General features: G+C 67.6%; 18 protein-coding genes. 12 read left to right on the forward strand and 6 right to left on the reverse strand.

Annotated elements, in window-relative coordinates; genetic code table 11:
- Positions 1-73 precede the first annotated feature (73 nt).
- From Y958_RS22575 to Y958_RS22585, 3 genes are all read left to right on the forward strand, one after another.
- Positions 74-940, forward strand: a complete 867-nt coding sequence (locus Y958_RS22575) for a polyprenyl synthetase family protein (protein WP_088874237.1) — start codon at positions 74-76, stop codon at positions 938-940.
- Positions 941-1,018: 78 nt separating this feature from the next.
- Positions 1,019-2,929 carry a 1-deoxy-D-xylulose-5-phosphate synthase gene (dxs, locus tag Y958_RS22580; protein ID WP_088874238.1) on the forward strand — a complete coding sequence of 637 codons (1,911 nt, stop codon included), beginning with the start codon at positions 1,019-1,021 and terminating at the stop codon, positions 2,927-2,929.
- A complete protein-coding gene (locus Y958_RS22585; RefSeq protein ID WP_050897946.1) occupies positions 2,926-3,585 on the forward strand; it encodes an ABC transporter substrate-binding protein in 660 nt (219 codons plus the stop codon). The genes dxs and Y958_RS22585 overlap by 4 nt, the downstream gene beginning before the upstream one ends.
- Positions 3,586-3,812: 227 nt before the next feature.
- Here the strand turns inward: Y958_RS22585 and Y958_RS22590 are convergent, their stop codons facing one another.
- Entirely contained in the window at positions 3,813-4,568 is a 756-nt protein-coding gene (locus Y958_RS22590; RefSeq protein WP_186291564.1) for an MlaA family lipoprotein, read from the reverse strand.
- A gap of 387 nt (positions 4,569-4,955) precedes the next feature.
- Here Y958_RS22590 and hpnI point away from each other — a divergent pair, with 387 nt between their 5' ends.
- The 7 genes from hpnI to Y958_RS22625 all read left to right on the forward strand — a co-directional run bounded on the left by hpnI (position 4,956) and on the right by Y958_RS22625 (position 13,746).
- Entirely contained in the window at positions 4,956-6,194 is a 1,239-nt protein-coding gene (hpnI, locus tag Y958_RS22595) for a bacteriohopanetetrol glucosamine biosynthesis glycosyltransferase HpnI (RefSeq protein ID WP_088874240.1), read from the forward strand.
- Complete coding sequence (hpnJ, locus tag Y958_RS22600) at positions 6,191-7,618, forward strand: hopanoid biosynthesis associated radical SAM protein HpnJ (RefSeq protein ID WP_211098752.1); 1,428 nt, start codon at positions 6,191-6,193, stop codon at positions 7,616-7,618. The genes hpnI and hpnJ overlap by 4 nt, the downstream gene beginning before the upstream one ends.
- Positions 7,619-7,716: 98 nt before the next feature.
- Positions 7,717-8,613 carry a hopanoid biosynthesis-associated protein HpnK gene (gene hpnK / locus Y958_RS22605; protein WP_088874242.1) on the forward strand — a complete coding sequence of 299 codons (897 nt, stop codon included), beginning with the start codon at positions 7,717-7,719 and terminating at the stop codon, positions 8,611-8,613.
- Positions 8,614-8,624: 11 nt separating this feature from the next.
- Positions 8,625-9,584, forward strand: a complete 960-nt coding sequence (locus tag Y958_RS22610) for a lysylphosphatidylglycerol synthase domain-containing protein (RefSeq protein WP_088874243.1) — start codon at positions 8,625-8,627, stop codon at positions 9,582-9,584.
- A 90-nt stretch (positions 9,585-9,674) separates the two neighbouring features.
- Positions 9,675-11,282 (forward strand): inorganic phosphate transporter, encoded by a 1,608-nt coding sequence (locus Y958_RS22615; RefSeq protein ID WP_088874244.1) that lies wholly within the window; start codon positions 9,675-9,677, stop codon positions 11,280-11,282.
- A gap of 38 nt (positions 11,283-11,320) precedes the next feature.
- Entirely contained in the window at positions 11,321-11,965 is a 645-nt protein-coding gene (locus Y958_RS22620) for an HAD family hydrolase (RefSeq protein WP_088874245.1), read from the forward strand.
- Positions 11,966-12,156: 191 nt separating this feature from the next.
- On the forward strand, positions 12,157-13,746 hold the full coding sequence (locus Y958_RS22625; RefSeq protein ID WP_244909652.1) for an inorganic phosphate transporter: 1,590 nt from the start codon (positions 12,157-12,159) through the stop codon (positions 13,744-13,746).
- A gap of 181 nt (positions 13,747-13,927) precedes the next feature.
- Here the strand turns inward: Y958_RS22625 and Y958_RS22630 are convergent, their stop codons facing one another.
- From Y958_RS22630 to Y958_RS22645, 4 genes are all read right to left on the reverse strand, one after another.
- Positions 13,928-14,401, reverse strand: coding sequence for a VOC family protein (locus Y958_RS22630; RefSeq protein ID WP_088874246.1), 474 nt, complete (start codon positions 14,399-14,401; stop codon positions 13,928-13,930).
- A gap of 104 nt (positions 14,402-14,505) precedes the next feature.
- On the reverse strand, positions 14,506-17,124 hold the full coding sequence (locus Y958_RS22635) for an MMPL family transporter (RefSeq protein ID WP_211098753.1): 2,619 nt from the start codon (positions 17,122-17,124) through the stop codon (positions 14,506-14,508).
- Between the two features lie 83 nt (positions 17,125-17,207).
- Positions 17,208-18,866: a CopD family protein gene (locus Y958_RS22640; protein ID WP_088874247.1), complete on the reverse strand. Its 1,659-nt coding sequence runs from the start codon at positions 18,864-18,866 to the stop codon at positions 17,208-17,210.
- A gap of 16 nt (positions 18,867-18,882) precedes the next feature.
- A complete protein-coding gene (locus tag Y958_RS22645) occupies positions 18,883-19,296 on the reverse strand; it encodes a copper resistance CopC family protein (protein ID WP_211098754.1) in 414 nt (137 codons plus the stop codon).
- 710 nt (positions 19,297-20,006) lie between these two features.
- Between Y958_RS22645 and ispH the strand changes: the two genes are divergently transcribed.
- A complete protein-coding gene (gene ispH / locus Y958_RS22650) occupies positions 20,007-20,927 on the forward strand; it encodes a 4-hydroxy-3-methylbut-2-enyl diphosphate reductase (protein ID WP_088874248.1) in 921 nt (306 codons plus the stop codon).
- Positions 20,928-21,031: 104 nt separating this feature from the next.
- Positions 21,032-22,168: an adenosyl-hopene transferase HpnH gene (gene hpnH, locus Y958_RS22655; RefSeq protein ID WP_040850176.1), complete on the forward strand. Its 1,137-nt coding sequence runs from the start codon at positions 21,032-21,034 to the stop codon at positions 22,166-22,168.
- Here hpnH and Y958_RS22660 read toward each other — a convergent pair.
- Positions 22,103-22,807 carry a phosphorylase family protein gene (locus tag Y958_RS22660; protein ID WP_186291565.1) on the reverse strand — a complete coding sequence of 235 codons (705 nt, stop codon included), beginning with the start codon at positions 22,805-22,807 and terminating at the stop codon, positions 22,103-22,105. The two genes, hpnH and Y958_RS22660, sit on opposite strands and share 66 nt — an antisense overlap.
- Between the last annotated feature and the right edge of the window lie 48 nt (positions 22,808-22,855).

The raw sequence follows: 22,855 nt of genomic DNA on the forward strand, positions 1-22,855 counted from the left end.
GACCGGCCTAGTTTCTTCCGCCGCACCCTCTTCCTCGGGCCGTTACCCCTCGGGTCGTGAATTGCTGGAGGCCATGGGCCTCGCATCGCGCCAGACCGAGCAGCGCATGGAAGCGCTGCTGCCCACCCCCGCCCGCTACATCGGCCGGGTGCAGGAAGCCGCCCGCTACGCCGTATTCGCCGGCGGTAAGCGTCTGCGCCCCTTTCTGGTGAAGTCGTCGTCCGCCCTGTTCGGCGTGTCCGAGGACAATTGGCTGCAGGCCGCCGCGGCGGTGGAGATGGTGCACACCTACAGCCTGGTGCATGATGACCTGCCCTGCATGGATGACGACACCCTGCGCCGGGGCAAGCCCACCACCCATGTCCAGTTCGACGAGGCGACGGCCCTGCTGGCCGGTGACGCCCTGCTGACCCTGGCGTTCGAGGTGCTGTCCCAGCCGGCGGCCCACGCCGACGCGGGCATCCGCTGCGCCCTGATCGCCAAGCTGGCCCAGGCCGGCGGTACGCTGGGCATGATCGGCGGCCAGATGATGGACATGGAAGCGCCGAATTCCGACTTCGGCTACGACGAAATCCTGACCCTGCAAAAGCTGAAGACGGGCGCGCTGTTCGAATTCTGCTGTGAGGCCGGCCCCATCCTGGGTGGCGCCAGCGAAGCGGAACGCGCCCTGCTGCGCGACTACGCCGCGGATTTCGGCCTTGTCTTCCAGATCTCCGACGATCTTATTGACGCCACCGGCGACGCCGGCAAGGCGGGCAAGACCGTCGGCAAGGATGAGGCCCAGGGCAAGGCGACCCTGATCTCCCTGCTGGGCCTGGACGCCGCCCGTGCCAAGGTGGTGGAACTGGCCGAGCAAGCGGCGGCCCGTCTGGATGGTTTCGGTCCGGCGGCGGATTCGTTGCGCGGCCTGCCCTTTATGCTTATCGACCGAGAGTCGTGATTTATCACGATCTATGCAAAAGTGTTTGTCTGTCACCGGCCCGTAAGAGGTCGGTTAGAATTATTTGGGAGCCGATGAATGGCGACGAAGACCCCGTTGTTGGACCAGTGTCCGACGCCTGAGCGCTTGCGCGCGCTGCGCCCTGAGCAGCTGCGTCAGGTTGCGGACGAGCTGCGGTCCGAGACCATCGACGCGGTGTCGGTGACGGGCGGGCACCTGGGTGCGGGCCTGGGTGTGGTGGAACTGACGGTGGCGCTGCACTACGTGTTCGACACGCCGGCGGACCGCATCATCTGGGACGTTGGGCACCAGGCCTACCCGCACAAGATCCTGACGGGCCGGCGCGACCGCATCCGCACGCTGCGCCAGGGCGGGGGTCTGTCGGGCTTCACCCGCCGGTCGGAGAGCGCGTACGACCCGTTTGGTGCCGCGCACAGCTCCACCTCCATCTCGGCCGGGCTGGGCATGGCGGTGGCGCGCGACTTGGCGGGCGGGAACAACCACGTCATCGCCGTGATCGGCGACGGGTCGATCTCGGCCGGCATGGCGTACGAGGCCATGAACAACGCCGGGGCCCTGGGCTCGCGCCTGGTGGTGATCCTGAACGACAACGACATGTCGATCGCCCCGCCGGTGGGTGCGGTGTCGGGCTACCTGGCCAAGTTGGTCAGCAGCAGCCAGTACCGCAACCTGCGGGACATCGGCCGCCAAGTGGCGGAGCACCTGCCCCGGCCGCTGCAGAACGCGGCGCGGCGGGTTGAGGAATACGCCCGGGGCATGGTCATGGGCGGGACGCTGTTCGAGGAGCTGGGCTTCTACTACGTCGGCCCCATCGACGGGCACGACCTGGACCAGCTGGTGCCCATCCTGGAGAACATCCGGGACGAGCCGAACGGCCGGCCGGTGCTGATCCACGCGGTGACGCAGAAGGGCAAGGGCTACGCCCCGGCCGAGGCCTCGGCCGACAAGCTGCACGCGGTGGGCCGGTTCGACGTGGTGACGGGCGCCCAGGCGAAGGCCAAGGCGAACGCGCCTACCTACACCCGTGTCTTCGCCGACGCCCTGATGAAGGAGGCCAAGGCCGACGACAAGGTGGTGGCGATCACGGCGGCGATGCCGTCGGGCACGGGACTGGACCTGTTCGGCCAGGCCTTCCCCACGCGCACCTTCGACGTGGGCATCGCGGAGCAGCACGCGGTGACGTTCGCGGCCGGCATGGCGACGGAGGGGTACAAGCCCTTCGTGGCCATCTACTCGACCTTCCTGCAGCGCGGGTACGACCAGCTGGTGCACGACGTGTCGATCCAGAACCTGCCGGTGCGCTTCGCCATGGACCGGGCGGGCCTGGTGGGGGCGGACGGGGCGACGCACGCCGGCGCGTTCGACCTGGCCTATCTGTGCTGCCTGCCCAACATGGTGGTGATGGCGGCGGCGGATGAGGCGGAGCTGGTGCACATGGTGGCGACCAGCGTGGCCTATGACGCCGGCCCCATCGCGCTGCGCTATCCGCGCGGCGAGGGCGTGGGCGTGGAGATGCCGGAGAAGGGCGAGGTTCTGCCCATCGGCAAGGGCCGCATTGTCCGTGAGGGCAACACCGTGGCCATCCTGAGCCTGGGCACGCGCCTGGGCGAGGCGTGCAAGGCCGCCGAGGACTTGGCGGCGCGGGGCCTGTCGACGACGGTGGCGGACGCGCGCTTCGCCAAGCCGATCGACCGGGAACTGGTGCGCCGGCTGGCGGTTGGGCACGAGGTGCTGGTGACCATCGAGGAAGGCTCGGTGGGAGGCTTCGGCGCGCAGGTCATGCAGTTCCTGGCGGAGGAGGGGCTGTTCGACAGCGGCCTGAAGTTCCGCCCCATGGTGCTGCCCGACCGCTACCAGGAACACGACAACCCGGCCAAACAGTATGACGAGGCCGGCCTCAACGCCAACGGCATCGTCGACACCGTGCTCAAGGCGCTGGGGGCCAACGCTCAGGTGAGGACCGCATGACGACCAAGGTCACCGCGTTCAAGGGTAAAGCCATCGCCGCGGCCTTCGTGGCCCTGACCATGACCGGCACAGCGCTGCCGGCCCTGGCCCAGCAGGCCCCCGCGACGGCGGAAGCCGCCGATCCGGCGGTGGCCAAGGTCAAGGGCTTCTACGATACGCTGCTGAGTTGCATGAAGCAGGCGAAGCAGCTGGGCGTGAAGGGCCGCGCGGAAAAGCTGGACCCGGTGATCAAGTCGACGTTCGACTTGGCGACGATGACCCGCCTGGCCGTCGGCCCGGCGTGGGAGAAGTTCACGCCGGACCAGCAGAAGGGCGCCATCGACGCCTTCACCAAGGTGACGGTGGCGACCTACGCCAACCAGTTCGACGGCTTTAATGGCGAGGTCTTCGACGTCGATCCCACGCCCAAGGCGCGCGGGGCCGACCAGATCGTCGAGACCAAGCTGACCCCTGGCGGTCAGCCGCCGGTGCCCCTGAACTACCTGATGCGTGGCCAGGGCGACCAGACGCGCATCGTCGACGTCTATCTCAATGGCACCATCAGCCAGTTGGCCACGCGGCGTTCGGAGTTCTCGGCCGCCATTCAGCAGGGTGGCGCCGACGCCCTGATCCAGGGCCTGCAGCAGCAGGCGGAAAAACTGCTGGCGGGCGCCTAAGCCGCTCACGCTGCCGTTCGGAATCAGGCCTGGTCTTTCCGCGGGGAAGGGCCGGGCCTCTTTCTTATGTATTCGCCAGATTTAATCTGCCGGGCACCTGATACCGGCGGTATGCGCAGGGCTCCTGCCGCCGCGGCGCGACCGCGTCCGTCGGATGCCGAGCACCGCGGGGCGCGAACCGGGGAAGCAAGGGCGCGGATGCGCCCGCCTGCCATCTGAGGGCAGATTTAAGGAATCTCAGGCATGTTGTTGGTGGTCACGCCGATGGCCTCATCCAGCGCGGCCTGGCGGTTCTGCAGCCACACGCTGCGCAGCAGGGCGTAGAAGTCGATGGTGCCCTTGCGCAACTCATTCAGGGTTTCCAGGTTGCGGGCCTTGTCAAGGCCACCCACCACGCCGATGGCGTAGTTGGCGTCGCCGCCGTCGGCGTGGTCGAACACGCGGCCGGTGGGGTCCGCCCACAACTCCACGCCCAGGCCCACGCCATCACGCACGGTGGACGGCCCGAACAGAGGCAGCACGAAATAAGGACTCTGCCGCACGCCCCAGGCATAGAGGGTCTGGCCGACATCGCCCGTCTGGCGCGTCAGCCCCATGTCCGTCGCCACGTCATACATGCCCGCCAGGCCAATGGTGCTGTTGAAGACGAATCGCCAGAAGGTGGTGAAGGCGGCCTTGATGCGCGCCTGGGCCAGATCGTTGCCGAAGATCAACGGCTCGCCCAGGTTCTCGATTCCGTGACGCAGGCGCAGCTGCACATAGTCCGGCACCGCCCAGCGATAGGCCTGGGCCGCCGGGCCGATGGCGTTGTCGTTCAGCCACATATTGGCGTCGAAGGTGACTCGGTTCACATTCTCCAGCGGATCCCAGGGTTCCACCACGCCCAGCTCGTCACGGCCGCCGTTGGGCGGCGCGGCGCAGCCGGCGAGCATGAAGCCCATCAGGAGGCAGGCGGCCAGGGCCGCACGGGACTGTCTGATCATGCTGGCCATACTTTCCTGCGGAATGCGGAACCGGGGACCGCGCCGCCTGCCCGGTGGGGCCACGACGCCAGGGTGCGACACTTTGGATAACAAATGATGGTGTCGACCACCATGATTGGAAATGCACTCCCGAAGTGTAATATCGGAGCGTGCAGCGCAATATGCCGGTCGACAGATGACCGGCAAAGGCAATAACGCGTGTGACGGGAGGGGCTATGTCCGCCGTCACAGGATGCGCATTCGCGTTCGGTGTATCGCAATGCAGCGGTGATCCATGCTGCGGTGACGTCCGCTGGCGTGTGCGCCGCGCTTACGTTAAGACCACGGGCGCAGAGACATCATCGGACCGGGTCGCCGGGCCGCTTCTATTTGAGAGTTCCGCACGGCATGCCGTTTTCGTCCGCCGACGCCCTGGGCACCCTGTTGACCGACGCCCTGGGCTGGGGCTTCGGGGCGATGTCCGCGGTCGGCACGCTCTATACCCTGGCAGCGGCGGACATCGCCCGGCGTTTCTTCGCGACACGCGGGGATGGGCGGGGGGATGGGAAAGGCGAGGGCGGGGAAAGACCAGGCGGGCCCGCGCCGGCGGTGACGGTGCTGCGGCCCCTGCACGGGGCGGAGCCGGGGCTGGCGGCCCGCCTTCGGGCGCTGACCATCCAGGAATATGCGGGACCGGTGCAGGTGGTGTGTGGCGTCCAGGCCCACGACGATCCCGCCATCGCCATCGTGAAAGACCTGATCGCCGAGCTTGAGGCGGCGGGCAGCCCGGTGCGCCTGGATCTGGTGGTCGACACCACCCGCCATGGCGCCAATGCCAAGATTTCCAACGTCATCAACCTGATGGCGGTCGCCCGGCATGAGGTGCTGGTGCTGGCCGACAGCGACATCGCCGTGGGTTCCGATTACCTGGCGCGGGTGGTGGGCGCCTTGTCGCGCCCGGGCGTGGGCCTGGTCACCTGCCTCTACCGGGGTGATCCGGTGGATGCCGGCTCCTTCTGGCAAGACCAGGCGGCCCGCGCCGTGGACCATCATTTCCTGCCCAATGTGCTGGTGGGGCTGCGCCTCGGGCTGGCCAAGCCTTGTTTCGGCTCCACCATCGCCCTGACGGATGAGACGCTGGAGCGCATCGGCGGTTTCGCAGCGTTCCGCGACATCCTGGCGGACGACCATGCCATGGGCATGGCGGTGCGCGCGATGGGCCTGGCCGTGGCGGTGCCGCCCTTCGTGGTGGGGCACCTGGCGCCCGAGTCCAGTCTGGGCGCCGTGCTGGCTCATGAGTTGCGCTGGGCCCGCACCATCCGGGGCCTGGACCCCGGGGGCTACGCCGGCTCCATCGTCACCCATCCGGTGCCCCTGGCGCTCATCGGCGCAATTTTCGCGGGCTGGCATGCGTGGTCCCTGCTGCTGCTGGGGCTTGCGGTCGCCGCCCGTCTCGTGCTTCAGGTGACGATTGATGCACGGATCACACGGTCCCGGCCGCGATGGCCTGGATTGATTAGAGACGTCTTGTCATTTTTGGTGTTCGTTGCCAGCTTTGGCATTCGACGTGTGAGTTGGCGCGGACAGCGCTTTTCGGTCAAATCCGACGGCACAATGGTGCCGGTCGGCGAAAATGGTGGGTCATGATGCGGACGCTATTTCTTCAGGCGCCTTCTTTCGACGGTTTTGATGGCGGCGCCGGCTCGCGCTACCAGGCGCGCCGCGAGATCAAGTCTTTCTGGTATCCGACGTGGCTGGCCCAGCCGGCGGCGCTGATCGAGAACAGCAAGCTGATCGACGCCCCGCCGCACAAGACCAAGCTGTCCGAAATCACCTCGCAGATCAAAGACTTCGACATGGTGGTGCTGCACACCTCCACCCCGTCGTTCAAGTCGGACGTGGCGACGATCGAGGCGCTGAAGGCCGTCAACCCCAACCTGAAGGCCGGCCTGATCGGCGCCAAGGTGGCGGTCGAGGCGGACAAGAGCCTGGCCCAGGCCCCCATCGTCGACTTCGTCGCCCGCAACGAATTCGACTTCACCATCAAGGACGTGGCCGACGGCAAGAAGTGGTCGGACATCAAGGGCCTGTCCTTCCGCAATTCCGAGGGCGTGATCGTCCATAACGAGGACCGCGAGATCCTCGAAAACATGGACAGCCTGCCCTGGGTGACCCCGGTCTATAAGCGCGACCTGGAAATCGAGAAGTACTTCATCGGTTACCTGAAGGCGCCTTACCTCAGCATCTACACCGGCCGCGGCTGCAAGTCGCGCTGCACCTTCTGCCTGTGGCCGCAGACCGTGGGCGGTCACCGCTACCGCACCCGCAGTGTCGGCCATGTGGTGGAGGAGATGGCGTGGGCGCAGAAGAACTTCCCCCAGGTGAAGGAATTCTTCTTCGACGACGATACCTTCACGGACAACCTGCCGCGCGCCGAGGCCATCGCCAAGGAACTGGGCAAGCTGGGCATCACCTGGTCGTGCAACGCCAAGGCCAACGTGCCGCGCGAGACGCTGAAGATCCTGCGCGACAACGGCCTGCGCCTGCTGCTGGTCGGCTACGAGTCCGGCAACCAGCAGATTCTGCACAACATCAAGAAGGGCATGCGCGTCGAGGTGGCTGAGAAGTTCACCAAGGACTGCCATGAGCTGGGGATCCAGATCCACGGCACCTTCATCCTGGGCCTGCCCGGCGAGACGAAGGAAACCATCCAGGAAACCATCAAGTGGGCGGCGAAGATCAACCCGCACACCATCCAGGTTTCGCTGGCCGCCCCGTACCCCGGCACCTTCCTGTACCAGCAGGCTATCGAGAATGGCTGGCTGGACGACGCGAACGCCGAGCTGGTGGATGAGCACGGCGTGCAGATCGCCCCGCTGCATTATGACCATCTGAGCCACTCCGAGATCTTCGGCTCGGTCGAGACCTTCTACAAGAAGTTCTACTTCCGCAGCGGCAAGATCGCCTCCATCGTCGGCGAGATGGTTCGTGACAAGGATATGATGAAGCGCCGCCTGCGCGAGGGCGTGGAGTTCTGGCAGTTCCTGCGTGAACGCCGCAACGCCGCCTAACGCCGGCCCTTAAGCGCCGGGCACCGGCATCGACCCCGCCGACCATTGCCGGGGATCGATGCGGCGCCCACTACCTCGGGTTCAGGACACACCTTCTCATGTCCGTATCCACGCCGGGCGCCGCCGCGACCCCCAGCAATGGGGGATCGGGGCGGCGCCTGATCGTTACGGCGGATGACTTCGGCCTGTCGGCCGCCGTCAACGCCGCGGTCATCGACGCCCACCTCAATGGCATCCTGACCGCCGCCAGCCTGATGGTGGCGGGGGCCGCCGCCGACGCGGCGGTGGCGCTGGCCCATGCCCAGCCCAGCCTGGCGGTGGGCCTGCATGTCGTGCTGGTGGACGGCAAGCCCTTCCTGCCGCCTGAACGGATCCCCGACCTGGTGGGGCCCGGCGGCCTGTTCCGCAACGATCTGGCCAAGGTCGGGGCGTCCATCTTCTTTCGCCCCAAGGTCGCCGCCCAGGTCGCGGCCGAGGTGGAGGCGCAGTTCCAGGCCTTCCGCGCCACCGGACTGAAGCTGGACCACGTCAACGCCCATAAGCACTATCATCTGCACCCCACCGTGGGCCGCATCCTGCTGGATGCCGCGCGACGCCACGGGGCCCGTGCCATGCGCGTGCCGGTGGAACCGGCCGATGTCATCCGTGCCGTGACGCCCCAGGCCGACCTGGGCCTGCACCGCGTCACCGGCCCCTGGGCCAAGCTGCTGCGGGCCAAAGTGCGCCGCGCCGGCCTGGCCGCCCCCGACCAGGTGCTGGGCCTGGCCTGGACCGGTGCCGTCACGGTGGAGAAGCTGCGCGGCGCCTTGGCCCGCCTGCCGCCTGGCATCACGGAAATCTACCTCCACCCCGCCGTCAGCGACGACGTGCCGGGCGGCGCGCCCGGTTATCGCTACCGCGATGAGCTGGCTGCCTTGCTGGATCCCGAGGTCAACGCCTTGGCCGCCGCCTTTCCCCGCGGCGGCTTCCGCGATCTGCCCATCACCCTGGAATAGGCCCCCACCCGATGGAAAAGGCAGCCCGCCTGTTCGCCCTGCTGGGGCTGGTCCTGGCCGTGGTGCTGGTCGCCCGCGAGGACACCAGCGCCCTGTGGGCCCTGCTGAAGACCGCCGGCGCGGGCTTGGTGGCGGCGGGCCTGTTCCATGCCGTGCCCATGGTGGCCAACGCCCGGGCCTGGCAGGTGCTGCTGCCCGGGGCCACGCGCCCCTCGCTGGGCGCCATGGCCCGCAACGTCTGGATCCGCGAGTCGGTCAACGGCCTGCTGCCCGTGGCGCGCATCGGGGGAGAGATCGTGTCCTTCCGCATCCTGCGCCTGGATGGGGTGCGCGTCGCGCCCGCCGCCGCCAGCCTGGTGGTGGACATGGCCATTTCCATCCTCAGCCAACTGGGCTTCTCCCTGCTGGCGGTGGGCCTGCTGGTGGCGCTGAAGGGCCCCGTGGGCATCGCCGGCCAGGTGACCCTGGGGCTTTTGGCCATGGTGCCGCTGGTGGCGCTGTTCATCCTGGTGCAGCGCGCCGGCCTGTTCGCCAAGGTCACCGGCCTGTTGGACAAGGCGGCGTCCGGGCGGCTGGCCGGCATCATGGCGCACAGTGCCCGCATCGATCGCGCGTCCAAGGCCATGTACCGCCGCACCGGCGCCGTCACCGGCTGCTTCCTGTGGCAGCTGCTGGGCTGGGCCCTGGGGGCGGGTGAGATCTGGCTGGCGCTGTGGGCGCTGGGCCATCCCATGGGCCTGGTCGAGGCGCTGGTGATCGAGGGCCTGATCCAGGCCGTCAGCAGCGCCGCCTTCGTCGTGCCCGGCGCCCTGGGGGTGCAGGAGGGCGCCTTCCTGCTGCTGGGCGGCGCGCTGGGCCTGGACGCGCCCGCCGCGCTGGCCCTGGCGGCCGCCCGCCGCCTGCGCGACCTGGTGGTCTTCCTGCCGGGCCTGGTCGCCTGGACCACCATCCGCAAAGTCAAGGCGACGTGATGATCATGATCAAGGCCACGCGCGCCGCCTTGCGCCATCTTCCGGCGCCGTTGTGCGCTGCCAACGGCTAACGCACCGGAGCCTGAATCCATGGCGCACCTTGAGGTCCTTCAGCCGTCACTGGACGAATCCCCCCTGACGCCCCTGCCTGCCGTATCTGGCGGGGTGGCGGCACGGCTGGGGACGGTGGCGCTGCTGGCGGTGCTGGCCCTGGGTTTGGGCTATGTGGCGGTCAATGTGGCGGCCGACCTGCGCGGGACGGGCACGGCGTCCGCCCTGCCTTTCGTGCTGCTGGGCGTGGCGCTGCTGATCGCCTTGGGCTTCGAATTCGTGAATGGTTTTCACGATACCGCCAATGCCGTGGCCACGGTGATCTACACCCACTCCCTGCCGGCCCATGCCGCCGTGGTGCTGTCGGGCCTGTGCAACTTCGCCGGCGTGCTGCTGTCCACCGGGGCCGTGGCCTATGGCATCGTATCCCTGCTGCCGGTGGAACTGATCCTGCGGGTGGGCAGCGAGGCCGGCTTCGCCATGGTCTTCGCCCTGCTGATTTCCGCCGTGCTGTGGAACCTGGGCACCTGGGCCCTTGGCTTGCCGTCCTCCAGCTCCCACACCCTGATCGGGTCCATCATCGGCGTCGGCCTCATGAACCAGCTGATGGCCGCCCCCGGTGCCGCGGCCAGCGGCGTGGACTGGGGGCAGGCCCTGAAGATCATTCAGACGCTGCTGATCTCCCCCATCGTGGGCTTCGTCTGCGCCGCGGCGCTGCTGATGCTGATGCGGGGCCTGATCAAGGACAAGGCGCTGTTCCAGGCGCCCAAGGGCCGGAAGCCGCCGCCCGCCTGGATACGCGCCCTGCTGGTTCTCACCTGCTCCGGCGTCAGTTTCGCGCATGGTTCCAATGACGGGCAGAAGGGCATGGGCCTGATCATGCTGATTCTGATCGGCACCATGCCGGCCGCCTATGGCCTGAACCGGGGCATCACCGCCGCGGACACGCCCGCCTATGTCGCCACCTTCGACCGGGCCGGCGATGTGCTGGGCCGTCATGCCCAACGCATGCCGGCCGACCCCCGCGCGGTGGTGGAGGATTACGTCCGCAGCGGCACCTTGACCAGCGCCACCCTGGGCGGGCTGCATGAGTTGACGGCCAGCATCGCCGACCAGCTGCGCTTCTCCGGCGCCCTGTCCGGCGTGGCGCAGGGCCAGATGCGCAACGACATGTACCTGTCGGCCGAAGCGCTGCGTCGCCTGCAGAAGCAGGGCTTCCCCCTGCTTGACGATGACGACCGCGCGGTGATGAAGGAATTGCTGGGCCGTTACGATCACGCCACCCGCTACATCCCCACCTGGGTGAAGGTGGGCGTCGCCATCGCCCTGGGCCTGGGCACCATGGTCGGCTGGAAACGCACCGTGGTGACCGTGGGTGAGAAGATCGGCAAGGAGCATCTGACCTACGGCCAGGGCGCTTCCGCCCAGCTGGTGGCCATGGGGACCATCGGCGCCGCCGACGTCTTCGGCTTGCCGGTCAGCACCACCCACGTGCTGTCGTCCGGTGTGGCCGGCACCATGGCGGCCAATGGCTCCGGCCTGCAATGGTCCACGGTGCGCAACATGGCCACGGCCTGGGTGCTGACCCTGCCGGCCTCCATAGTCCTGGCCGGCGGCCTGTTCTGGCTGTTCCGCCACCTGTTCTGACCCGGTTCGCCGCCGCGTCGGCGGGGGAGCGTCGCCGTATGATCCGGACCATCATCTTCGACCTGGACAACTGCCTGGCCCCGGCCGATGGCATAGGCGTGGCGCTTATGCGGCCGGTGTTCGACGCCATCACGGCGGCCAACGGCGGCACCCTGGCCCCGGACGCCCTGGATGTCGCCTTCGCCGACATCTGGCGCCATCCCCTGGATTGGGTCAGCCGGACGCACGGCTTCAGCCCCGTCATGCACCAGGCCGCCTGGGCGGCGACGGCAGGGCTGGAGGTGACGGGCGCCATGGCCGACTACGGCGACCTGCCCTTGTTGGCCGAGTTGGGCCTGCCGCTTTATCTCGTCACGTCCGGCTTCCGCCGTTTGCAGGAAAGCAAGGTGCGGGCGCTGGGCCTTGCCCGTCATATGAAGGGCATCCACATCGATGCTATCGATGAGGCGGGGCACCCGGGCAAGGCCGCGCTGTTCCGGATGCTGCTGGACCAGTCCGGCGTGCCGGCGGCCCAGGCCCTGGTGGTCGGCGACAATCCGGAGTCGGAAATCGCCGCCGGCAACAGCCTGGGCATGCCCACGGTCCAGAGTCTCCGTTCCGGCGTCGTTTGGGATGGCCGGGCGCGCTTTCATATTCGTGATTTGCGGGATCTCCGCCGCCTTTTGGACGCGCAAAGCGATTAAAGGATTTTTATGGCGTGGCTTGCTAAGGCCTTGGCTCAGAAGCTGTTTGGCGTGTCCTGCCAGCAAACCCACATCTTTATGGTTAAGGCAAATCGGCCATTTATTAACCAAATGGTGGGGCCTACGACATAAAGTTGTCATGACTCGCGCCTTAGGGTGCCGGACCTGCTTTTTCAAGAAGGACTGGCGCCATGGCGCATACGGAAGCCGTGCATTCCCCCGTCGCAACCTCCGGCGGCCCGGCCGCGCGCTATGGAACCCTGCTGTTCCTGGCCCTGATGGCCGTGGGCCTGGGCTACATGGCGGTCAACCTGATCGGTGACCTCAGCGGGGTTGACACCCGCTCCGTCCTGCCCTTCGTGCTGCTGGGCGTGGCGCTGCTGATCGCCTTGGGCTTCGAATTCGTGAACGGCTTCCACGACACGGCCAACGCCGTGGCCACGGTGATCTACACCCACTCCCTGCCCGCCAACGTGGCGGTGGTGTGGTCCGGCCTGTGCAACTTCGCCGGCGTGCTGTTCTCCACCGGTGCCGTCGCCTTCGGCATCGTCTCGCTGCTGCCGGTCGAACTGATCCTGCAGGTGGGCAGCGACGCCGGCTTCGCCATGGTGTTCTCGCTGCTGATCGCGGCCATCATCTGGAACCTGGGCACCTGGTACCTGGGCCTGCCGTCCTCCAGCTCCCACACCCTGATCGGGTCCATCATCGGCGTCGGCCTGATGAACCAGCTGATGGCCACCTCCGGCACTGTCACCAGCGGCGTCGACTGGGGCCAAGCCACCAAGATCGGCTGGTCGCTGATCCTGTCGCCGCTGGTGGGCTTCCTCTGCTCCGCTGCCCTGCTGGTCATCATGCGCACGCTGATCAAGGACAAGAAGCTGTTCACGGCGCCCGAGGGCAACAAGGCCCCGCCGTCCTGGATCCGTGGCCTGCTGGTGCTCACTTGCTCCGGCGTCAGCTTCGCCCACGGTTCCAACGACGGGCAGAAGGGCATGGGCCTGATCATGCTGATCCTGATCGGCACGGTGCCCACCGCCTACGCCCTGAACCGGGCCGTCACCATCCACGACACGCCGGCCTACATCGCCACCTTCGACCGCGCCAGCGACGTGCTGAGCCACTATGTCAAGGAAACCCCGGCCGATCCCCGCGCCGCGGTTGAGGATTTCGTCCGCACCCGCCAGGTGACCGACGGCACCATGGGCGGCATCCACGACCTGACGGCCAGCGTCGCCGACCAGATCCGCGCCTATGGCTCGGTCGACCAGGTGCCGCAGGAGAAGGTGCGCAACGTCCGCAATGACATCTACCTGTCGGCCGAGGCCCTGCGCATCATCCAGAAGTCGGGCGCGCCGGCCATCGATGCCGCCGACCAGCCGGTGCTGAAGGAGCTATTGGGCCGCTATGATCACGCCACCCGCTTCATTCCCACCTGGGTCAAGGTGGGCGTGGCCATCGCGCTCGGCCTGGGCACCATGGTGGGCTGGAAGCGCATCGTGGTGACGGTGGGCGAGAAGATCGGCAAGGAACACCTGACCTACGGCCAGGGAGCTTCGGCCGAGCTGGTGGCCATGGCCACCATCGGCGCCGCCGACGCCTTCGGCCTGCCGGTCAGCACCACCCACGTCCTGTCGTCCGGCGTGGCCGGCACCATGGCGGCCAACGGCTCCGGCCTGCAATGGTCCACCGTGCGCAACATGGCCATGGCCTGGGTGCTGACGCTGCCGGCCTCCATCGTCCTGGCCGGCGGCCTGTTCTGGCTGTTCCGCCACTTGTTCTGAGGGAGCACGCATCCGCGTCCTCGTCCTCGATTTCCAGTTCGCCTTTGGCTTCCCGGAAATCTCCGGCGCCCGCGGTCGCGGGCTACAGCGGCACGAAACGCACTTTCGTGCCGCTGGTATAGAGACGACCCAGCCGCCAGGCGCCGGGGCGGTCCACCAGGGCCGCCCCTTTGCTTTTGGCTCAGCCCTCGACCGCCCGGCGCAGGGCGCCGATGTCCAGCTTGATCATCTGTTGCATGGAGGCCATGGCGCGGGCCGCCGTCACAGGGTCGGGGCTGGTGACCAGCTCGATGAACCCGGACGGCACGACTTGCCAGGTGACGCCGAACTTGTCCGTCAACCAGCCGCAGGCGTGGGTTTTGCCGCCGTCGGCGGTCAGCGCCCCCCAATAGCGGTCGACCTCCGCCTGATCGGCGCAGTCGATGACGAAAGAGATGGCTTCGTTGATCTTCCAGTGGGGGCCGCCGTTCAGGGCGATGAAGGGCTTGCCGTCCAGCTCGAACGCCACGGTCATGACCAGGCCGGCGGGGCGGGGCCCCGCCTCGCCATAATGGCTGATGGTGGTGATGCGCGAATTGGGGAAGACGCTGACGTAGAAGCGGGCGGCGTCTTCCGCCTGGGTGTCGAACCACAGGAAGGGGTTGATGTTGGGCATGTCCTCGTCCTTTTTCTGGGGAAAGGCGCGAACCGACTATGCGCCTCCCCCCAAGGACGGCCAAGCGGGGTGGTGCCCGACACTACCCGACACCGCCGCTTAAATTATTCCGCCGGCGTCTTGGGCGGGCCCAGCAGGGCCGGCAGGAACAGCAGCGCCGTGGCCAGGATGCTGGCCAGCGAGAACACCAGCAGCTCGCCCATGCTGGCGGTGCCGGGGTGGTGGCTGGTCCACAGGCTGCCGAAGGCGGTGCCCGTGGTCAGGGCCGACAGGATGGTGGCGCGCGTCAGGCTGGAGGTCAGAGGGTTGGTCTGACCCTGGCGCCAGGCCATGACGTAATAGATGTTGAAGGCGGTGCCGATGCCGAACAGCAGGGGCAGGGCAATGATGTTGGCGAAATTGATGGGCTTGCCCGCCAGGATGGCGGCGGCCAGGGTCAGCAGCGACGCCAGGGCCAGGGGCGCCAGGGTCTTCAGCACGTCGCCCACGTTGCGCAGGGTGACGGCCAGCAGGATGGTCACCAGGATCACCGCCAGTATGCCCGCCTGAAGGAAGGCGTGGATGATGGTGGCGCTGCTTTCCTGGATGCTGATGGGCGTGCCGGTGGCGTCGGGGGCGATGGTCCGCACCGCCTTCACGAAGCGCTTCAGCACCCGGTTGTCGTTGCTGTCGCCCTTGGGAAAGACGGAGATGCGGGCGTGCCCGTCCGCCGCCACCCAGTCGCGCTTCAGATCCTCCGGCAGGTCCTTGAAGGTCACCGGCGTGGCCTGCAGGCTGTCGTTCACCTGGGCCAGCATGGTCTGAAGCCCGGGCTCCACCGCCTTCTGGAACAGGGGCACCACCCTTTCCGCCGGGGCGGCCAGGGCCCCCTCCAGCGCCTTCTTGAACCGCTGGGCGGAGACGCCGGCCGGGCTGGCGGCGTCGGGGTTCAGCTTGTCCAGGGCGGCAACGATGCCGGTCATGGACTGGCGTACATCCTCGATGCTGGGGGCCGGGCGCACGTCGGTGGGCGTCAGGCTGGGGCCGATCAGCGACGCGGCGTCGGAGATGGCCGCCATCTTGGCGTCCTGGTCGGTGGGGATGTAGTCGTCCAGGGTGATGGCCTGCGCCACCTCCGGCAGCTTGGACAGCTTGTCGGCCAGGGCCCGCGCCTCATCCTCCGACTTGGCCAGCACGTCGATGGTGTTGGGGGTGAACAGCGGGTCCTTCATCAGCTCCAGCACCACCGACACCGCCTCCGTCTTGGGGCTGCGCAGGTTCAGCGGGTTGAAGTCGAAGGACAGGCGCGGCAGCAGGGCGGCGCAGGCCACGGCCAGCACGGCGCCGGCGCCCAGCACCCAGCGGCGGCGGGTCAGCACCAGGCGGTCCAGGGGGGCCAACGCCTTATACCCCACTTCCACCTGCTCGCCCTTGGGCCGCAGCAGCATCAGCAGGGTCGGCAGGAAGGTGACGGACAGCAGGAAGGCCACACCCATGCCCACGCCGGCGATGATGCCCAGCTGCGACACGCCGCGGTAATCGGTGGGCAGGAAGGCCAGGAAGCCGGCGGCGGTGGCCGCCGCCGCGATGGTCAGGCCCCGGCCGACGCCGCGCCCCGCTGCGGTCAGGGCCTCGGCCAGGTCGTCATGGGCCAGCCGGTCGGCGCGATAGCGGACGGAGAACTGGATGCCGAAGTCCACGCCCAGGCCCACGAACAGCACGGTGAAGGCGATGGACAGCAGGTTGAAGGGGCCGGTGGCGATCAGGCCGAAGGCGGCGGTGGCGGCCAGGCCGATGACCACGGTCAGCAGAATGGCGCCCACCATGCGGAAGGACTTCACCGCCAGCCACAGCAGCACCAGCACGGCAATGCCCGTCAGGCTGCCGTTGAAGGCTGCCCCTTCGCCCAGGGTGCCGAACTCCTCGTCCGCCATAGGCACCTCGCCCGTCAGGCGGACGCGGATGCCGTTCTCCGGCGTCAGGCCCAAATCCTTGGCGGTGGCGCGGATGGCGTCGGACGCCATGGCGCCCGGCTGCAGGTCGTTGAAGTCCAGGACCGGCTGCACCAGGATGAAACGGCGCAGTTCCATAGGGTTGGGCGGCTGCCCGGACACCAGGCCGCGCCAGTTCAGGGGCACCATCTTGCCCTGGGTTGCCGCCTCCAGCGTGCCGGACAGCGCGTCGAAGGGGCGCTGAAGATCCTCCAGCTTGGCCTGGCCGTAGCTGACGCCCTGCAGGTAGGTGCCCAGCGTGTCCAGCAGGCCGCGCGCCGACGGATCGGCAGCCAGCGGCCCCAGCAGCGGCTGCGCCTGGATCAGCGACTGCATGGTGGACTGCACCTCTTCCGTGGGCAGCAGCATCAGGCCTTCGCGGTCGAAATAGGGGCCGCCATCGGGGCGGAAGACGTTGCGCACCACGTCGGTGCGCTTGCGCAGGGCGTCGGCCAGCATGCGGGTGGCGCGCTCCGCCAGTTCCGGCGTCACCCCGTCCACGACGATGGCGGTCTGCTGCACCTTCTGGGGATACAGCTTGTCGAAGGCGATCTCACGCTGGCGCCAGGTCAGCTGCGGCGACAGCAGCTTCACGGCGTCGGTGTCGATGGCGAAGTGGGTGGCGACATGGAAGGCGGCCGCCGCCCCCAGCACCAGGCCGGCCAGTAAGGTCAGCTGCCAGCGCCGGCAGCAGGCGGCCACCAGGGCGGCCACCCGGTCGTTAAGGCCCATCTTTCCGTCGGCGCGCGCCATGTTCGCTTCCTTGCTTCCTATGTGAAAACGGGCGCCGGTCTCCCGGCGCCCGTTCCCAGATCATCAACGCCAAGGCCTTGATATCAGGCCTCGCGGTAGGCCAGCAACAACAGGCCGACCAGGACGAAGCAGGTGGGCCAGATCCAGCCGGCCCAGCGGGCGTCGCGGCCGCTGCCCCGGATCTGCATCCAGCGGGCCGCACCCGCCGCCACGCCCAGTACCGCCAGGAACAGGTGACTGAGCTCGATCAGCAGCTGTTCCTTGATGTTGCTGATGGCGTGGTTGTGGGTCAGCAGCAGGTCGCCGCCCACGGTGGTCAGCACAGGGAAGACCAGGGCCAGGGCCTGATTCTTCCACCGCCCGGTGCGCACGCCCCATTCGAAGACGGTGAAGGCGATGATCAGCACGACGAAGGTGCGGTGCTGCACCACCTCCGGATCGCGGAAGCTGTCCCAGAAGCCGACGTTGCCCATGGGCCAGGTTTCGGGATCCGACCGCAGGAACAGGAAGCCCGCCAGGATGAGGAACAACAGCGGCCAGTGTTTGGCCCAGCGCACGCCCGCCCGCTCCAGCAGGGCGAACAGACCCACCAGCAGCACCACCAGGCCTGCCCAATGGTGGTTGTATTCCGACCAGGCGATGTCGTCGGCGTTACGGGGCGGTAGCTCGCCGGCGCCGGGCACGAAGGCCTGCGGCCGGTTGCTGGCCTGCTGGTCGCGCCATTCCTTGTCCAGCTTCTCCTGCAGGGCCGGAATGGCCAGGCTGTCGTGGCTGGGGCTTTCCAGGCGCGGCGGGATGACGGGGGTCATGCGCTCCACCACCTCGGCCCAGGTGGCGCGGTCGTCCGTCAGGTCGATGGCCGGCGGCTGCGAGGTGATGGAGCCGGCCGCCAGCAGAATGGCGATGGCGAAGGCGATCTCCACTTCCACGAAGCGGCGCACGCGGGTCAGGCTTTCGCCCTGGCCGGCGGCGAAGCGGCGGATGGTGCGGAAGTTGCCCAGGCCCAGCAGCAGCAGGATGCCCAGCATGACGCCCTTGGTCGCCGCCATGGCGCCGTAGGCCGTGCCGTAGAAGCCCTGCAGGCCGCCGATGAAGCCGATGCTGATGCCAATGGCGCCCAGCACGATCAGGATGACGCCGGTGATGGACATCAGGCTGTAGCGCTGGCCGATGGCGGCACCCTCATCGCGCGACTGGGCCTGGCCCAGCGACGACAGGAAGGCCGGCAGGCCGCCCAGCCACAGGCCGGCGCCCAGGATGTGCGAGAAGGTGGCCAGCAGCATCCACAGGCGCTCACCCGGGCGGGCGGCGGCATGGCTGGTGGCCAACGAGGCGACCAGCATCACCAGGGCCAGGGCCGTCAGCACGGCGACGCGCGGGCGGGTCATGTGGCCGCGCGCCACCACCACGATGGCGATGGCTGCCAGAACCTGGACGATGCCCGCCTCGATGAAGAAGGCGCCCGCCACCTGCAGCACCGGCATTTCCAGTGTGCCGGACAGCACCAGGGCGTTCAGCGTCAGCGATGACAGGGTGGCGATGGCCGTGGCGATGCCGCCCCAGCGGGCGTAACGCGCGCCGGCGTCGGCCACCGCATCCGCGGACAGCTTCAGCTGGGCCGCCAGCGGCAGGGCCAGGCAGGTCAGGAACAGCACGCTGCCGAAGGCCATGGTCATGGCCACCAGGTTGATGCCGTTCAGGACGACGGTCAGGTAACCGAAAATATCGACAAGGGTATCCACGTGCGGCAGGCCCCGATTACGGCTGGGTCACGGTGAACGGGATGTCGCCGCGGGTGGTATGCCCGTCCACGGCCAACACCTGCCAGCGCAGCTTGTAGCTGCCGGCGAAGGGCAGGGTGACCTGGCCCGCCAGCGTCTCGTCATCCGGGCTTTCGGACATGGTCACCGGCACCTCGGTCTTGTCGGCGGCGATGACGGTCAGCTTGGACCGTGCGCGGTCGATTCGGCTGTTGAAATGCACCTTCAGGATGTTGCCGCCCACGCCCAGCGTGTCGTTCACCTTGGGATTGCTGTCGATGACGATGGCGTGGGCCTGGGCTGCCGCTGGGACCAGCAGGGGCGCCAGCGCGGCGCCCGCCAGGGCCACCAGGCCCAGGACCAGGAAGGGGCGGCGGGTGGGGCGGGAAACGGGGGGCCGTACGGTCGACACGGGGGGTGTTCTCCTCTGGGAACCACGAAAACAGGGGCGTGCCCGGCGGTCGCCCGCGTTCGAAGGGGCGGGGCCGTCGGGCCGGGGCGGATGGGCCGCTGCCGGGGCCGATCCGCGTGCGTCAGGCGACGTTCTACGGCGTCGGTGTCGAGCGCGACAGGGTCTATGTCAATTCTTTCCGTCATCGTTCCGGCTGCGGCGACGGAGATCAAGCATCATGCATAGCGCATCTGGGTCGCATTTGGGGCTGTGGAGGTTGCGCTGCGCGTGGCGTTTTGTTGCATATGCGTTGTCGGCCCATACGCTATCACTGGGGAAAGGGCTTCATCACCCCGTATAGCTTTCCTGCCGGAAGATGTTTGCGTTTTCTGTCCACTAAAGATGCCGTTAGCTAAGGTCTAGGCCCCCCGTTGCCGCGATGTCACACGTGAAGCGCAGATCGCTCAAGCAATCGCCGCGCATTGGCACGCGTTAAATTTTGTGCAAGTCTGGCCTGACCATAGGGCGGTGGCGGATTCGATTGGCACGGGTATCTATCGCCGGTGTTCGATCGAGGCGGGGGGTCGGTTTTACCATCCGTAGCCAATATGGACCTGGCGGACCCTGTCCGGCGGGGGACAGTTGGTATCGCTAACATGTTCAAAGTGGGATGCCCCGGCGGGTCCGTTGCGGACGATGGACTTGGGGTGTCCTTCCAGGGGTTTTCCGCAATGCAGGTAGTTCTCGCCCAGCCGCGGGGCTTCTGCGCCGGAGTGATCCGCGCCATCGACATCGTCGAACGCGCGCTGGAATGCCACGGCGCACCCGTCTATGTGCGGCATGAGATCGTCCATAACCAGCACGTGGTCGAAAGGTTGCGGGCCAAGGGGGCCCGGTTCGTCGAGGATTTGTCGGAAGTGCCGGCCGGCGCCCTGACCATATTCAGCGCCCACGGCGTGTCGCGCGCCGTGGAGGCGGAGGCCGAGGCGCGTGAACTGCGCGTCATCGACGCCACCTGCCCGCTGGTGTCCAAGGTGCATGCGGAGGGCAAGCGCTACGTAGCGCTGGGCCGGACCGTCATCCTCATCGGCCACGCCGGTCACGCCGAGGTGGAAGGCACCCTTGGCCAGATACCGGGCCGGACACATCTGGTGTCCAGTGTCGATGACGTGGAGGCCTTGCCCCTGGCGGCGGAGACGCCCGTCGCCTACGTGACGCAGACGACACTCAGCGTGGATGACACGCGGTCGGTGATCGCGGCGCTGAAGCACCGATTCGTGGATATTCTGGGCCCTGAGACCAAGGATATCTGCTACGCCACGCAGAATCGGCAGGCCGCGGTGCGGGAACTGGCCAAGGTGGCGGATCTTATCCTGGTGGTTGGGTCGGCAAACAGTTCGAATTCCAATCGCCTGCGGGAAATTGGTGAGGAACTGGGCGTGCCCAGTTACCTTGTCCCTGACGAGCGCGCCATCGACCCCGCCTGGCTGGCGGGATGCGGTGTGGTGGGCGTCACAGCCGGCGCCTCGGCGCCGGAAGTACTGGTGGACGGTGTGATCGCGGCGCTGCGGCGCCTGGGTCCCATCGAATTGTCGACATTGCCGGGCATCGTGGAAGACGTTCAATTCCGCCTGCCGGAAACGCTGGCCTGACGCGCACGCCGGTTGGTGGTCTTTTGCCCGCCAATTCGGTAGACAAAATGTTTCAACCCGCGCCGCCGCGGTTAATGGCGCAGGGGTTCAAGGAGATTGAAGGCATGGGTATTCCGCTGCATCAGGTCGTCCGTATCGGCTCGTATCTTCTCAAGAAGCGGCTGACGGGCGTGAAGCGCTATCCCTTGGTCCTCATGCTGGAACCGCTGTTCCGGTGCAACCTGGCCTGTGCCGGCTGCGGCAAGATCGACTACCCGGATGAGATCCTGAACCAGCGCCTGCCGCTGGAGGATTGCCTGTCGGCGGTGGACGAGTGTGGCGCGCCCGTGGTGGTGATCGCCGGCGGTGAGCCGCTGCTGCACAAAGAAATCGACCAGATGGTCGAAGGCATCATCGCGAAGAAGAAGTACGCCATCCTCTGCACCAACGCGCTGCTGATGGAAAAGAAGCTGGACCTGTTCAAGCCCAGCCCGTACTTCACCTGGTCGGTGCATCTGGACGGTGACCGCGAGGCGCACGACAAGTCGGTCTGCCAGAAGGGCACCTACGACCGCGCCGTCGCGGCCATCAAGGCGGCGAAGGATCGCGGCTTCCGCGTCAGCATCAACTGCACCTTCTTCAACGACGCCGATCCGGAGCGCGTGGCGCGCTTCTTCGACAGCGTCATGGAGATGGGGGTGGAGGGCATCACCGTCTCGCCGGGCTACGCCTATGAGCGCGCCCCCGACCAGCAGCACTTCCTGAACCGCACGGCCACCAAGAACCTGTTCCGCGAGGTCTTCAAGCGCGGCAACGGTGGCAAGAACTGGCGGTTCAACCAGTCGACCATGTTCCTGGACTTCCTGGCCGGTAACCAGGAATACCACTGCACCCCGTGGGGCAACCCTTGCCGCACCTACTTCGGCTGGCAGCGTCCCTGCTACCTCCTGGGCGAAGGCTATGCCAAGACCTTCAAGGAGCTGATGGAGGAGACGGAGTGGGACAAATACGGCACCGGCAACTACGAGAAGTGCGCCGACTGCATGGTCCATTGCGGGTATGAGGCGACCGCCGTCACCGACACCCTGGCCAACCCGCTGAAGGCTGCCTGGGTCGGCCTGCGCGGCGTGAAGACCAGTGGCGACATGGCGCCGGAAATCAGCCTGGCCAACCAGCGCCCGGCCGAGTTCGTCTTCTCACGCCATGTCGAGAAGGCGCTGGCTGACATCCGCGCGCGCGACGCCAGCAAAGCCGCCGAGTAAGGCCTTAAACGCCGCCTCGGAATCCCGGGCCAGCCGCAGCAGTTGCGGAATCTGGCCCGGCTGACGCCACAGGGACGCCAGGATCCGCAACGGGTCCGGCGTCCCGTTGTGTTTCAGGGGAGCCGTGGCCGCTGGCGGCAGGGTCATGTGGGCCGGGTCGCACACGGCGCGCAGCACCGCCACCGGCACGCCGAAGCGGGCGCCCACCCGGGCCGCGATCTGGGATTCGGTGTCGACCACCGCCGCCCCCGTGGCTGCGTACAGGGCCTGCTTGCCCGCCACCGTGTTGATGATGCGCTCCTGCCCCGCCACCGGCGCCACCATGGCCCGGGGCAGCGCGTCGGCCAGTCCCGCCGTCCAGTCGGGATCGGGCAGGAAGTCGCCGCCGTCGGTGACGATGCGGTTGGCGACGACCAGAGTACCGGGTTCCAGCCCGGGCTGCAGGCCGCCGGCCAGGCCGAAGCTGAGGAAGCCGCAGGCGCCGGGGGCATGCGCCGTCAGTTCCCGCTCCGTCCGCTCAAGGTCGCCCGCGCTCACCAGCGGCAGCCAGCCGCGACCCTGGGCGACGGCCGCCTCCCGCTTCAGACCGGTGACGACGATGATGGGGCGCGCCATGACGCGCCGCTGAACCTGGACCATGACCATTTTCCAAACACCAAAAACAAAACGCCTGGAAGGCTGACCTTC

The sequence above is a fragment of the Nitrospirillum viridazoti CBAmc genome (assembly GCF_000730165.1).
In the GTDB taxonomy this organism is placed as follows: Bacteria; Pseudomonadota; Alphaproteobacteria; order Azospirillales; family Azospirillaceae; genus Nitrospirillum; species Nitrospirillum viridazoti.